Raw genomic sequence first — 13,490 nt, forward strand, 5'->3', positions numbered from 1 at the left:
TCAGTGCCCCCCTTCGGCGGTGGCGCGGGCCTGCCGCACGGCGGAAACGGTCAGGGTCAGCATCACCAGAGCCAGCAGCACCAGCGCCAGCGCCGCCCCGAACGGCCAGTTGCGGGAGGAGGTGAACTGAAGCTGGATCAGTGTGCTGATCATCAGCTCCTTGCCGCCGCCCAGCAGGTCAGGGGCGACGAAGGCCCCCAGACAGGGGACGAAGACAAGGATCGACCCGGCGACCAGCCCCGGCTTCACCAGCGGCAGCACCACATGGCGCAGGGCACCCCACGGGCCGCAGTAGAGATCGCGGGCAGCCTCGACCAGCCGGAAGTCCAGCTTTTCCAGCGAGGTATAAAGCGGCAGCACCATGAACGGGGCATAGGTGTAGACCAGCCCGAACAAAATCGCCCCTTCGGTATACAGCAGTTTTACCGGCTGATCGGTCAGGCCCCCCGCCTGCAGGACGGTGTTGATCAGGCCGGTATCCCGCAGGATCAGCACCCAGCTGTAAGTGCGGATCAGCAGATTGGTCCAGAACGGAATGGTGATCAGAAAAATCAGCAGGGTGCGTTGTTCCGGCGGGCGGGTGGCGATGAAATAGGCCACCGGGAACCCGACGCAGAGGGTGATCAGCGTGGCCAGCCCGGCAATCCGCAGCGACCGCCACAGGATGATCATGTAAGAGGGATCAAAGGCCAGAGAGTCATCCAGATCGCGGTCAAACAGCAGCTTGATGTAGGCTTCCGCCGAAAAGTGCGGCAGGACCCCGCCGAAGCTGCTGGCTTCCATCAGGGAATAGGCGGCCATGATGATCATCGGCACAACCATCAGGACCCCGATGATCAGCAGGGTGGGGGCAATGCCCAGCAGGGTGGCGCGGTGTGGCGTCATGGCAGCCCCTCAGTCCAGCAGGGTTTTGGCGGCATCAGGGGCAATCCGCAGGAACCCGCGTTCCCCCGCTGTCAGGATCGGGTCGCCGTTGATGCGGTTCTCACAGCGTGACCGCAGGGTGATGCCGCCATCCAGCTCCACCACATAATCGGTGGCGTCACCCTGATAGACGATGGTGCGGACGGTCATGCCGATTCCGTCTTCCACCGGGCCGTCATGCACCGACAGTTTTTCCGGCCGCAGAAACAGGCTGACACGCTGGCCCGGGCGGGCGGCCCCGGCATCGCGGGCGATCAGGCGGTATCCACCCGGCAGGGCACAGTGGGCCCGACCGTCCTCAAGCTGTTCAACACCGGCGGTCAGGAAGTTGGCATCGCCGATGAAGTCGGCAACAAAGCGGGTAGCCGGGTGTTCGTAGATCACCTGCGGGGCGTCAATCTGCTGGACCCGGCCTTCTGACAGCACGGCGATGCGGTCTGACATCGCCAGCGCCTCTTCCTGATCGTGGGTGACGAAGATGAAGGTCACCCCGGTCTGCTGCTGCAGGGTCTTCAGTTCCATCCGCATGGCCTGCCGCAGCTTCAGGTCAAGGGCCGACAGCGGCTCGTCGAGCAGCAGCACCTTGGGGCGGGGGGCCAGCGCCCGGGCCAGCGCCACCCGCTGCTGCTGCCCGCCGGAGAGCTGATGCGGCCTGCGCCCGGCATGGCTCGACAGTTTGATCATCTCCAGCATTTCCGCCACCCGCCGGGTGATCTCGGCATCCGGCATTTTCAGGCGGCGCAGCCCGAAAGCGACGTTCTCCGCCACCGTCATGTGGGGAAACAGGGAGTAATGCTGGAACACCGTGTTGATCGGGCGGCGGTCCGGCGGCAGGGCCGTAATGTCATTGCCAAACAGCTTAAGGGTGCCGCCGGTGATGTCTTCAAACCCGGCGATGATGCGTAGCAGGGTTGTTTTTCCGCACCCGGACGGGCCGAGAAGGGTGAAGAATTCGTTGGGGCGGATATCCAGAGTTACGTTGTGCAGTGCAGTAAAAGATCCGTATTTCTTGACGACATCGATAATCTCGACGGCCTGCGGCATGCGGACGCTCCCTCGGTTCCGGCGACCCCGGGAAGGGGTCTAAATCGAACGTTCTGTGAGGCTACGGAGAATTTACGGTGGAAAGAATACCCCCTCAGGGTTATTTTGATCACAATTCATCGGGTATCGGGGGTATGGGTGATGAAGGAGTGGGCCGGAAGAGAATTTGCTGAAAAAATGGGCAGCATGATTTCCGCGGTCCGCAGCCCGGCCTTTCCCGTCCATCTGCGTGATTTTATTCAGTCACAGATTGCATTTGATAATCTGGTGATTGTTGTTTTTCAGAATGATAGCCCACCGGTCGATCTTTATTACTGGATACCGGACCGGACAGGTTTCCGTTATGAAGAGCAATACTTGAAAATATCCTATGCTCTGGATCCCTTCTTCCGCAAAGCGCAGGCGGGGGAGGAAGGGGTGTTTCTGATCGGTGAGATTGCCCCCGACCGCTTTTTTCAGAGTGAATACGGAAAATCCTATTTTTCCTGTGTCCGGATGCTGGACGAGCTGGGGCTGGTCAGTGCCGGGGGGGATGGCTGCTTCATCAATCTGTCGCTGGGCCGTCAGCGGGGATCCGGGCGGTTCAGCCGGACAGAAAAGCGCTGGCTGGATGATATGTCCCCGGCGTTGGCCCCGTTGCTGCGGATTTATGCGGAAACCCGGATGGCGCGGATGGATCTGCCTGCCGATTCCGGCAGTGCGGCGAGCCTTGAAGAGCGGCTGTGCCGCCTGAAACCCCAGCCCGGTATCACCGAGGGTCTGACGCAGCGGGAAGCGCAGGTGATTGCGCTGGTGATGGGCGGACATTCCAATGCGTCCATCGCGCAGTGCATGGGCATCAGCCGTCTGACGGTCAAAGTGCATCGCAAGCATGCTTACGCCAAGCTTCAGGTGTCGTCACAGGCGGATCTGTTCCTGAAAATCATGCCAATGCTGGAAGGGGCGGGGCGTCCGCTTTCCCGCCCTGTCGCCGTGACGGCAGGGCCAGTCTCCCCCGGTGTTCTGCCGATGTGAGGAGCCCCGTCGGGGCTGCAGATTTCTGCGCCGGATTGTGCGGGGAGCAGCGTATCAGGTCTGGATGCGCTGGCGTTGTCGGTCTGTCTTTAAAAAGCACAGACCGCCTGTGTGGCGAAGGGTGGCTTATCGATCCGCGTTGAGGCCGGGTTAACCAACCTTTCACCAATCCAGTGTGGAATGGGAATAGGATAGGGGTGTTCTGGCTTTTTGCCATGACTGAAAGGAAAGCCTGACTCCGGGGGAGACCGGATACTCAGAAAATACAGGGAGCGGCGCCGGGGGGTGTCAGGGGTGTCGCGGCACGATGCTGCGGCGGCCTGCAGGAGTTAAGGTGGTTGTTGTGACCTTGGATGAGCTTGCTGTCCATATGCGGTCCCTGACCGGGGCAGAGCAGGGCCTGCGATGGGCCCGCCGTCTGTTTTCCACGGGATGCGCCCTGTTTTATCTGGCGTTTTCCACTCTGGTTTTCCTCATGCAGTATTCTCCGGTGGGGCAGATTGCGCTGTTTATCGGCAGCCTGCTGACGTTGGTGATCTCTGTCCCGCTGATTCCCGTGGCCTGGCTGGCCCGCCGTCGGCTGTGGCGGCAACGGAACCGTCTGCATGGTGTCCTGTTTGCGCAGGGTCTGCGGGTGGACGAAGCCGGGCGGGTTGTGACCAATGATCCCCACCCCAGACTGATTTATGACCGCGCCCGTCTGTCGGGGGCAGTATGACTGTCCAGACGCGGCTGAGCGCGGCTGAGGCCTCTTTGCCTGATGCTTCGTCGCCGGATCTGTCAGACGGACAAAAACCGGCGGCACCGTCAGCGTTGTCCCGTGTCTGGTCATGGCTGGGCTGGGGGCTGGCCCTGCCGGGACTCGCCGGGGTGGTTCTGGTGCCGATGGACTGGAGTGGTCAGATGATGGCAATGATTGCCGTCATCGCGGCCCTGTGGGTTTTGCGGACGTTGCCCAATGATGAGCCGGGATCCCCTCTCCGGCTTCTGGTCCTGTTGCTGACCGCAATTGTCTCCCTCCGTTATATTGCCTGGCGCGGACTGTTCACCCTCAACAGCTCGACGCTGATCAGCACGGCTCTGGCGGTGATCCTGTATCTGGCGGAGGTCTATTCGGTCGTGATCAGCCTGCTGGGGGCACTGGTCAATTCCACGCCGCTGCGCCGCCCGTCCCTGATGCTGGCCGACCTGCCCCCGGAAACGGCCCTGCCGACGGTTGATGTGCTGATACCGACCTATAATGAACCGGCAGAGATGCTGGAAGTGACCCTGCGGGCAGCCCTGCAGATCCAGTATCCCGCTGATCTGCTGCGGGTTTATCTGCTGGATGATGGCGGCACCGATGCCAAGATCGCGCAGGTCGACCCGGAGAACGCCGCAGCGGCGCAGGCCCGGCGGACCACGCTTCAGGCCCTGTGCCATCGTCTGGGGGCGCGGTATCTGACCCGGGCGGAAAACAGCCATGCCAAAGCCGGTAACATCAACAGCGCGCTGGCCCATACCGACGGCGATCTGATTGTCATTCTGGATGCAGACCATGTGCCGACCGGGGACTTCCTGAACCGCACCGTCCCGTGGATGGTGAAAAGGCCGGATGTATTTCTGGTCCAGACCCCTCATTTTATGATCAATCCCGATCCGATTGACCGGAACCTTCTGCAGTCGTTCCGGCGGATGCCGTCGGAAAATGATATGTTTTACCAGACGATTCAGAAGGGTCTGGATTTTTGGGACAGTTCATTTTTCTGTGGCTCTGCGGCGGTCCTGCGCCGGGCCCCGCTGATGGCGATTGGCGGGCTGGCCGGACAGACCATTACCGAAGATGCCGAAACGGCGATTACCCTGCATGGACAGGGATTGAAGTCCGTTTATCTTGACCGGCCGATGGTGGCCGGGCTGAACCCGGAAACGTTTACGGCCTTTGTGATTCAGCGGATGCGCTGGGCGCAGGGGATGACGCAGATCCTGTTGCTGAAGCGCCCGTTCATGGCGCCGGGGCTGTCGTGGTTTCAGCGGGTCGGTTACATGAGCTCGCTGCTGTTCTGGCTGTTTCCCTTCGCGCGGATGATTTTCATTTTTTCGCCGCTGGCCTACCTGATCGGCGGTTTTGATGTTTACAACGCGTCGACCATGCAAATTCTGGCGTACACCGTCCCGCATGTGCTGGCGGGCTACATCATGTCCGACATGCTGTTCGGGCGCACGCGCTGGCCACTGATCTCGGAAATCTACGAACTGATGCAGAGCATCTTTTCGCTGAATGCCCTGATTAAGGTGGTGGCCAATCCACGGCATCCGTCTTTCGTGGTCACCCCCAAAGGGGACACGATGGCCGAGGAGTTCATTTCCCCTCTGGCCAAGCCGTTTTACGGGTTGTTTGTGCTGGTTGGCATCGGTTTTATCTTTGGCGGGTGGCGGCTGTGGGATGACCCGGTGACCCGGGATATGACCATGGTGGTGTTGGTGTGGAATACCCTGAACTTTCTGACCCTGACAGCGGCGCTGGGGGCATTGGTTGAACGGCGGCAGCGTCGCGCATCACCCCGGATGCCGGCGCAGCAGACAGGCACGGTCCTGACCGGAGCCGGGGTATCCTGTGATATTGACGACCTGTCGGCGGGTGGCGCGCGGCTGCTGATTGATCCGTCCGCCCCGCAGATCCCCCGGAAAGGGGATCTGATCCGGCTTGCCGCCCCGGCCCCGCAGGCCGGGCGGACGGTGATGCTGAGCTGCGAGGTCTGTTCGGTCTTTCCGCTGCGCCGCAGGCTGGCGCTGGGGGTGCGGTTTGTACCGGCCACCGAGGCGGAGGCCAATGATGCGGTGGTGCTGGCTTTTGGCGACAGTGCCCGCTGGCAGTTTTTTCTGGATCGGCGGGTTCGGCCGATTGCCTTTACCACAGCGCTTTCGATGATTTTCGGTCTGATCTGGCAACCTGTCCTGCTGCATGCCCGCATGCTGCGGGCGGCGATCCGTCTTCCGTCCTGTCTGCAGACCCGGCAAGGATCCACCCATGAGTAACCTGTTCCGTCCTTGTGCGATCTTTGCCGTTTTTCTGAGTGTCTGCCTTGTCTGTATCGCCCTGCCTGTCCGGCGGGCTGCGGCGGTGACGGACGGGCCGGAAAGTGCTTCTTCCCTGCCGGACGCTGTGCTGGACGATGTGACGGTGCGCCCGAAGGGGACCGTGCCGCTTTCGGCCTTTTCGGCAGACCCCGGCCCCCTGCGCCTGCGCGATGAAGCCGGGGAACAGAATTTCTTCATTCCGCTGGCCCGGACCGCAGTGCTGCGCGATGTGATCCTGACGCTGCGGTATACCAACTCGGTGTCTTTGCTTCCGGACCGGTCGGTGCTGGCTGTCCGCCTGAATGAAGCGACGCTGGCCCAGATCCGTCTTGATCCTGCCCAGCCTGCCGGCGAGGCACGGATCCGGCTGCCCGCTGAGATGTGGCGCGGTGGCTTTAATAAGCTGACGCTGGCGGTCATCCAGCATTATGCCGACAGCTGTGAAGATTCGGTCGCCCCCGAACTGTGGACGGAGGTGGACCTGTCTCAGTCGCATCTGTCCTATGATCTGGGGCCGCTGGCCCGGCCTGTTGCACTGTCGGATCTTGGGGCGCTGTTTTCCCCCGGTCTGGGGGGGCAGCGTCAGGTGACGGTGCTGACCCCGGCAGGACCCGGGGCGGATGGACTGCGGCAGCGGGCCTTGCCGTATGTGGCGCAGGCACTGGCCCTGCGGCGGCAGTATGCACCGCTGGAGGTGCTGCACCGGGACTGGACGGCGGCAGGGCTGCCCGCAGATGTGCCCGGCGCGGTGCAGGTGCTGGTCGGTCTGCCGCAGGATCTGGCCGCAGTGCTGCCGCCGCAGGCGCTGCCGGTGGTGGATGGTCCGCAGGCAACCCTGACCGATACCGGGGGCGGGCATAGCCGCCTGATCGTTACCGGACGGACGGAGGAGGAGGTGATCGCCGCCGCCCGGGGGCTGACCCTGATGAACGATGCCCTGACCCCGGATTCTCAGGTGACCTTCCCCCGCCGTGACGGTGGCGGCGGATCTTTACCGCTGGATGGCCGGATCAGCATGGAAGGGGGGAAAAGTTACCGCTTTCAGGCGCTTGGCTTCCGGACCGCGACGGTGCGGGGAAAGGGGGCATATCAGATCAGCGTGCCGTTGCCGATGGCACCGGATTACTACACCTATGAGAATGCAAAAGTTGTCCTGAAACTCGATTTCTCCTACGGGGCCGGACTGGGGGCAGGGTCCATCCTGAACTTCAGGATCAATGACCGGCAGATCCATGGGCATGCGATGGACAATAAGAACGGGGCCAGTTTTCAGGACTATCTGATCACTTTTCCGGTCAATCTGCTGAAACCCGGTGCCAATGCGCTGTTGATTGACATCAACAGCCAGCCGCCGGTCAGCGGCGGGGAATGTGTCGGCAGCCGGGGGCGGCACCTGATGGTACAGGTCTCTGACAGCTCGGTGATTACCCTGCCGGAGGCCGGAAAAGCGGCCATGCTGCCGGATCTGGCCCGTTTCGCGGCCTCGGGGTATCCCTATGTCGGGGGGGATGGCCGGGGGGCCGGGACGGTCTATCTGGGGTCGGCTGACCTGATTGGTCCGGCCCTGACATTGACCGGGCGGATGGCTCAGGCGGCCCGTGGCCCGGTGGATGGTCTTCAGGTCGTGGTCGGCCTGCCCGCTCCGCTGTCCGGGCAGGCCCTTGTTCTGGCAACCACGGCCCAGCTTCAGCGTGAGGATTTCGGGCCGTGGGCGGTGTCTCTGTCGAAGGTAAAAGCCTGGCCGTACCGGGCGTTGCAGGATTTGCGCACGGCCACCACCGGGCCTGAGCTGTCTCTCGGCGGGCTTGGGGGCCTGTTGGGCGGCACCGCGGCAAAACCGGCGCTGCCGGATGAGGAGTGGATGCAGCAGAAAAGCAGTCTGGGTGATAAAGCCGCCCTGACGGCCTTCCGCAATCCGGCAGGACAGGGGGACGACCTGTTGACGGTGGTGGCGGCGGAAACTCCGGCGGTTCTGGCGGCCCGGGTGAACGATCTGATCGGCCCCGGCCTGTGGGGCCAGTTGCAGGGGGATCTGGCGGTCTGGGGGAAAGGCGGTCAGGATCTGCTGACACTTCAGGTCTCGGAACATTATCAGGTGGGCCGTGACAATCCGTTGCTTCTGCTGCGTCTGATCCTGTCCGCGAACCCGTGGTACTGGATGGCAGGGGCCGCAGGTGTCTCGGGCCTGTTCACCCTGCTGCTGTGGCAGATGATCCGCCGCCGCCGCCAGAACTTTATGGGGAAGTCGTGATGGGATGGCGTACCGTGCTGTGCGTGGGGGGGCTTCTGGCCCTGCTGCTGCCCCTGACCGGATGCTTTGGTCCTGCGCCCCGGCTGGACGGGGCCCTGTGGGCAGAATACACCCGCCGCTTTGTCACGGCGGAGGGGCGGGTGATTGATGCCGACAGCGGTCAGCCCGGCATCACGCATACCGAGGCACAGGGGTACGGCCTGCTGCTGGCTGAGGCGGCAGGGGACCGCGATACCTTTGAGAGACTCTGGCAATGGACCCGGCAGACTTTGCGGCGGTCAGACGGATTGTTTTCATGGAAATACGGGGTCTGCGGCCTGCCGCAGGGCTGTGTTCTTGACGCGAACAATGCCAGTGACGGCGATATTCTGATTGCCTGGGCCCTGCTGCGGGCCGGGCGGGCCTGGGACCGGCCTGACTATGTCGAGGCCGCCCGGACGATCAGCACTGCGGTGGCAGAGCGGCAGACGGTGCAGATCGGTGGCCTGACCCTGCTGTTGCCCGGCAGCGAAGGGTTTGTCCGGGCTCAGGCCGTGACTGTCAATCCGTCGTACTGGATCTTCCCTGCCTTCCGTGATTTTGCGGCAGCCTTCGGGCATCCGGCCTGGGCGGCCCTGACCCGGTCATCCCTGACACTGCTGCAGCAGGCGCGGTTCGGTCACTGGTCCCTGCCGCCGGACTGGCTGCTGGTGGAAAACGGTCAGGTCTCTCTGGCCCCTGATCAGCTGCCGCAATACGGGTTTAATGCGGTACGGGTGCCGCTGAATCTGGTGTGGGGCGGGCAGACCGATGCCGCGTTGCTGGCCCCGTTCCGGGCCTTCTGGTCTGCGCCCCGGGACGGGGCCGTCCCGGCATGGGTTGACCTGCGCAGCGGCGAAGTGGCCCCCTATGGCTGGCAGACGGGGATGGCGGCGGTTGCCGCCGTGACCGAAGGGCGGGCGGATCTGCCACGCCCGGGGGCGGAGGACGGCTATTATTCGTGGAGTCTTGCCCTTCTGGCCCGTGTCGCCCAGACGGATCTGGCCCGGTGAAGGGCGCCGGTATCGCCGGGGTGGTGATGTGCGCTCTGCTGGCCGGAACCGCCTGCGCTGAGGATGATCAGATCGGGCAGCTTCTGGAAGACCGCAAGCTGCCCGCCACCGTTCAGTCTTCCGGACCGGAGCGCCCGGCAGAGCCGCCGCGTCGGCCCCAGAGACCGGAGGTGCAGCCCCGGCCATCCTTGCTTCTGCCCCCGGCACCGCTGCCGCAGAAAGAGGAGGGGCCGGAACCGGATGTGGACACGTCTGGCCTGTGGTTTCATCTGCGGCAGGGCAACCCTGAGGCCGCCCGGAGTGATCTGGCCCGCCTGCGCCGTCAGAATCCCGGCTGGAGCCCGCCGGAGGATCTGCTGCTGGCGCTGTCGGCCCCGACGCCTGTGACGGCCCCGGTTCCGCCGCGCGGTGGCAGGGCGGCGACGGATCCGGCTGCCGGAGCGGAACGCCGGGGCTGGCAGGCCCTGTCCGCCGGAAAACCGGAGCAGGCCCGCGACTGGTTCGGGCGGGCCACAAAGACCCTGTCCGCCCGGGAAGGGCTGGGCCGGGCGCTGGTGGCGCTGGATGATGGCAAGGCCGTGCGTGAACTGGTCGAGGACGATCCCCGGCTGGGGCCAGCACTGGCCGAAGCCGCGCTGGGCCGGGCGCTGGAGGGCGTGGACCGGGGGGATCGTCCGGATCTGATCATGATGCGGTTGATGCTGGCCACGGATCTGGGGCGCCCTGATGCGTGGGAAACGGCTGGCTGGCGCTGGCTGGGGCGGGATCAGGCGGCGCTGGCGCTGGAGGCTTTTACCCGTGCCGGTCCGGTGGAAGGGGCCCGGTTCGGGCGGGTTCTGGCCGCCCGGACGCAGGGGGACGGGGCCGAGGCTGAGGCGCTGGCCTGTGATGCGGCAAAGATGTCGGCCCGTCTGGCGCAGGCCTGCGGTGACGCTCTGGCAGGGCGGCAGCTGACAGCGTATCAGGCCGGAGAGTTCTCTGTGGCCCTGCGTCTGGGGGAAGAGATCGCGGCCCTGCCGGGGGACTGGGCCGGGCCTGAGCAGCTGCGGGGCTGGTCACTGTTCCGGCTAGGGCGACCGGCGGAGGCGGCGGAGCTGTTCTCCCGCCTTTACGATGCCGGGCAGAGCCCGCAACTGGCTGCCGCGCTGGCACAGAGCCTGACGGCTGCCGGACGGGGGGAGGACCTGCGCCGCCGGGCCGCCGCCGGAGACCGCCTGTTGATGCGGATTGTGCAGGCGCAGGCCGGGGCGACGGCCTGGGGGCGCAAGCAGTTTGACCTTGCGGCCCGTTATGCCGATGCTCTGTCCGCCGACAACCCCTGATACCCCGGCCCCGGAAAGGACGTCATTCCGCTATGACCAGAACTGTTCTCCTGCTGTCTGTTGCTGTCCTGTTGTCTGCGGCTCCGGCCGGGGCGGAGCCCCTGCCGGATCTGGGGGAGACCCTTGGGGATCTGGGGCAGTCGCTGGGGACGCTGGCCGGACGAAGCGACTGGCAGGCCGGGACCGGTGCCGAGCGCCGGTCCACCAATGGGACGCATGGCGAAGGCAGCCTGCACATCACGGTGGAGCGGGCCTATGCCGAAGGGATGGTCGATGACTGGCGGCTGACGCTGATGGTGGTCAGGGCAGAGATCAACACCGGCTTTGCCGCCGGTGCCATCGGGCGACGTCCGGGCGGGGGGGAACGGTCCAGCCCTCTGGCGGAGGCTGATGTTGTTTTTCCGACCCTGACCCTGAGGCAGGAAAGCGATGACTGGACCACACTGCTGCGGGTCGGCACCACCCCGCTGGGGGGGGCCGTGTCGGCCCGGCTGTCCGGGCGGGCTGAACTGACCCATTATGGGGATGATGTCATTCTGGGGGGGAAGGTTTTTGCTGAGCCGGTGGTCTCCAGCATGCTGTCCTACACCGGGATGCGGGATCCGGTGAGCGGAGACAGCTGGGGCCGGGTCATGGATATGGGCGGCGGGGCGCAGGCAATCTGGTTGCCCTGGCCGCAGGTTGGGGTTGGCCTGAGCGGTGAGGCGGCGGCCCTGCAGGGCGAGGATGTCAAGGATAACACCCGGGTTTCTGCCCGGCTGGATCTGTCGTATGACCTGAAGCCGGATGGCTTTGATCATCTGCGCGTCGGGCCCTTCGCCTCGTATGCGCGGTTTGCCCATAATCTCAGTCATTATACGTGGGGGCATGGTGGGTATTACAGCCCGTCGCAGGATCTGCGGCAGGGGCTGGCGCTGGATGCCCTGACCACGGAGGGGCAACGCTGGCAGGTGGAGGCCAGAGCATCGGTTGCTCTGGCGCAGGCCGAGGAGGATGCCGCCCCGCGCTTCTGGCTGGGGGATGATGCGGGCGGGCAGTATGACGCCAGCCGCACGGATGGCGTCAACGGGCAGGTGTCCCTGCGGGCCAGCGCCCTGCTGGGCGATCATCTGATCCTGTCAGGGTTCAGCCGTTATCAGGCGGCCCCGCAGTATACCGACGTTGCCATCGGGGCCTTTCTGACCATTCCGTTTTCGGCCCGGGGCGGGGTTTTCAGTGCCGATCTGCCCGACAGCGTGTTTACCCCGTTCCGATAAGCAGCGGTCAGACGGTGTGGCGCCCGGTGGTCGGCAGCGGCATGAGGATCACCCTATCGTAACGAGGCAGGACCGGAAGGGGGCTTGACCTGAGACCGAAGTTTCCTCCGGTTATGGGTGGAGGCCCGTGTGGTTTTGATGCCCGAAGCGGGCGCTGATGGCAAGCAGGGCTGAGGCATGCCCCAGCCCTGCTTACGTCGCTGCGTTTGCTGCGGTTTCGATGGGAGTGAGGCCGCGCATGATTGTAATCGTCCTTCCAGTCGGCGACCAGCGCCAGGCATTCGCGGGTGAAGTCATCGGCCACGGTCAGGATGCGGCACCGCCGCCCGTCACTGAAGGCGTCGGCGACGAAATCCAGCGACCAGCGTTGGTTTGTCTCTTGCGGTCGCCATCGGTGCCCGCGTGCCCAAAGCACACTTGCGCCCGCCCCGCCGCCGCACCTGGAGCTTTTCTTCTGCGCCTGCGGCACACATCCCCTGTCGCATAAGCGGCCTCCTGTTCCTTCAGGATGCCGATGATCTGTTCTTCCGTGAACCGGCTGCGTTTCATAGTCCGTCATCCGTAGATGACGAACTCTACCCAAATCTGGAGGAATTTGCCGGTCTCAGGCCAACTTGATCAAAATGCTCTCTGGCAATACCGGCGGGTTCAATATTACGGGAGCACCCACTCCGAATACCCCATCCCCGAGCGGCCAAAGCCGTTCCCATTATGGAACATATAGCGGCGGCCTTCTACCTGAACGACGCAGGGATAAGCCATCATCGCATCGTTCCAGCCTATGTCACCTGGCTGTAGCCCTGCTGGATCGTCTTTACGATCCCAAACCAGCCCGTCCTTAGATACGGCGTGTCCGATCCGATAGGCGCCATCCCCGTCCCGGAAATCCAGACTGTGGCGATAACTGAACCACATTTCCAAGCCATCCGTCGTAAGCATGACGCTTGGGCGGGTATTGGCTTCCATCGGGTGTAGTGGGGGGATACACAACTGATTCGGCTGCCTCCAACTCAATCCATCGTTGGATTCCGCATATTTGATAACGTAGATGGGTTCAAATTTCCCAGCGACGGCTTCCCATTTGATGCCGGAACCGTACCACATCCGCCAGCGACCTTGATCTGCCATCACGTAGGGAGACATGGTCATATGCGGCTCCAAGGGAGTGCGATCCACCACCGGGCCATCGAAGCGACGCTGAAAGCTTAAACCACCATCCCGACTGACAGCCAACCCACAGGAAACTCTATAGGGGACGGTCGTACAGCGGCTCCAGCCTGTGTAATACATCCATACCTCGTCCCCCACGGACAGCACGCAGCCAACCATGACCCCATCTTCATCATGGCATCCAGGGGCCCCCAATTCCATGACCGGTTCAGGGTGGACATAAATAACCTTTGACGGATCTTCAAGATCAACATCAATAAAACTGGTCCGGCTACGTCCTATTTCATCGCGAGTAGCGTAATAAACGCGGATACGATCTTCCTGAACCAGGGCTGATGGTACCTGAGCATGGCTCTGTGACCACGCGCGGGTTCCATCGGGTTTAAAGATCTTGCCTCTCTGCTGCCACGCCATAATA

The 13,490-nt window shown here is 63.6% G+C and carries 10 protein-coding genes and 2 pseudogenes; 7 read left to right on the forward strand and 5 right to left on the reverse strand.

Annotated elements, in window-relative coordinates; genetic code table 11:
• Complete coding sequence (locus G365_RS0115290) at positions 1-885, reverse strand: ABC transporter permease (protein ID WP_019646407.1); 885 nt, start codon at positions 883-885, stop codon at positions 1-3.
• A gap of 9 nt (positions 886-894) precedes the next feature.
• The gene (locus tag G365_RS0115295) at positions 895-1,968 is read right to left on the reverse strand and encodes an ABC transporter ATP-binding protein (RefSeq protein ID WP_019646408.1); all 1,074 of its coding nucleotides are present in this window, start codon (positions 1,966-1,968) and stop codon (positions 895-897) included.
• Positions 1,969-2,325: 357 nt separating this feature from the next.
• Between G365_RS0115295 and G365_RS21870 the strand changes: the two genes are divergently transcribed.
• From G365_RS21870 to G365_RS0115330, 7 genes are all read left to right on the forward strand, one after another.
• On the forward strand, positions 2,326-2,982 hold the full coding sequence (locus tag G365_RS21870) for a helix-turn-helix transcriptional regulator (RefSeq protein WP_169545168.1): 657 nt from the start codon (positions 2,326-2,328) through the stop codon (positions 2,980-2,982).
• Between the two features lie 334 nt (positions 2,983-3,316).
• Positions 3,317-3,700, forward strand: coding sequence for a hypothetical protein (locus G365_RS0115305; protein WP_155976314.1), 384 nt, complete (start codon positions 3,317-3,319; stop codon positions 3,698-3,700).
• Positions 3,697-6,000, forward strand: a complete 2,304-nt coding sequence (gene bcsA / locus G365_RS0115310) for a UDP-forming cellulose synthase catalytic subunit (RefSeq protein WP_019646411.1) — start codon at positions 3,697-3,699, stop codon at positions 5,998-6,000. The genes G365_RS0115305 and bcsA overlap by 4 nt, the downstream gene beginning before the upstream one ends.
• Positions 5,993-8,293 carry a cellulose biosynthesis cyclic di-GMP-binding regulatory protein BcsB gene (locus tag G365_RS0115315; protein WP_019646412.1) on the forward strand — a complete coding sequence of 767 codons (2,301 nt, stop codon included), beginning with the start codon at positions 5,993-5,995 and terminating at the stop codon, positions 8,291-8,293. The genes bcsA and G365_RS0115315 overlap by 8 nt, the downstream gene beginning before the upstream one ends.
• The gene (locus tag G365_RS0115320; RefSeq protein ID WP_019646413.1) at positions 8,293-9,324 is read left to right on the forward strand and encodes a glycosyl hydrolase family 8; all 1,032 of its coding nucleotides are present in this window, start codon (positions 8,293-8,295) and stop codon (positions 9,322-9,324) included. The genes G365_RS0115315 and G365_RS0115320 overlap by 1 nt, the downstream gene beginning before the upstream one ends.
• Positions 9,321-10,646, forward strand: a complete 1,326-nt coding sequence (locus G365_RS0115325; protein WP_019646414.1) for a tetratricopeptide repeat protein — start codon at positions 9,321-9,323, stop codon at positions 10,644-10,646. Before G365_RS0115320 ends, G365_RS0115325 begins: the two co-directional genes overlap by 4 nt.
• Before the next feature lie 32 nt (positions 10,647-10,678).
• Entirely contained in the window at positions 10,679-11,902 is a 1,224-nt protein-coding gene (locus tag G365_RS0115330) for a cellulose synthase subunit BcsC-related outer membrane protein (RefSeq protein WP_019646415.1), read from the forward strand.
• A 259-nt stretch (positions 11,903-12,161) separates the two neighbouring features.
• Here the strand turns inward: G365_RS0115330 and G365_RS24580 are convergent.
• The 3 genes and pseudogenes from G365_RS24580 to G365_RS0115335 all read right to left on the reverse strand — a co-directional run.
• Positions 12,162-12,357, reverse strand: a pseudogene (locus G365_RS24580) (IS3 family transposase); the annotation flags it as partial.
• A 4-nt stretch (positions 12,358-12,361) separates the two neighbouring features.
• A pseudogene (locus G365_RS23610) lies at positions 12,362-12,451 on the reverse strand (transposase); the annotation flags it as partial.
• Positions 12,452-12,556: 105 nt separating this feature from the next.
• Positions 12,557-13,486: a glycoside hydrolase family protein gene (locus G365_RS0115335; protein ID WP_026345401.1), complete on the reverse strand. Its 930-nt coding sequence runs from the start codon at positions 13,484-13,486 to the stop codon at positions 12,557-12,559.
• Positions 13,487-13,490: the final 4 nt, after the last annotated feature.

The sequence above is a fragment of the Novispirillum itersonii subsp. itersonii ATCC 12639 genome, assembly GCF_000381985.1.
Lineage (GTDB): Bacteria > Pseudomonadota > Alphaproteobacteria > Rhodospirillales > Rhodospirillaceae > Novispirillum > Novispirillum itersonii.

What these genes read in the sequence shown, in the direction of transcription:
- G365_RS0115290 (WP_019646407.1), bottom strand. Translation starts at nt 885, where the DNA reads ATGACGCCACACCGCGCCACCCTGCTGGGCATTGCCCCCACCCTGCTG.
- G365_RS0115295 (WP_019646408.1), bottom strand. Translation starts at nt 1,968, where the DNA reads ATGCCGCAGGCCGTCGAGATTATCGATGTCGTCAAGAAATACGGATCT.
- bcsA (WP_019646411.1), top strand. Translation starts at nt 3,697, where the DNA reads ATGACTGTCCAGACGCGGCTGAGCGCGGCTGAGGCCTCTTTGCCTGAT.
- G365_RS0115315 (WP_019646412.1), top strand. Translation starts at nt 5,993, where the DNA reads ATGAGTAACCTGTTCCGTCCTTGTGCGATCTTTGCCGTTTTTCTGAGT.
- G365_RS0115320 (WP_019646413.1), top strand. Translation starts at nt 8,293, where the DNA reads ATGGGATGGCGTACCGTGCTGTGCGTGGGGGGGCTTCTGGCCCTGCTG.
- G365_RS0115330 (WP_019646415.1), top strand. Translation starts at nt 10,679, where the DNA reads ATGACCAGAACTGTTCTCCTGCTGTCTGTTGCTGTCCTGTTGTCTGCG.
- G365_RS0115335 (WP_026345401.1), bottom strand. Translation starts at nt 13,486, where the DNA reads ATGGCGTGGCAGCAGAGAGGCAAGATCTTTAAACCCGATGGAACCCGC.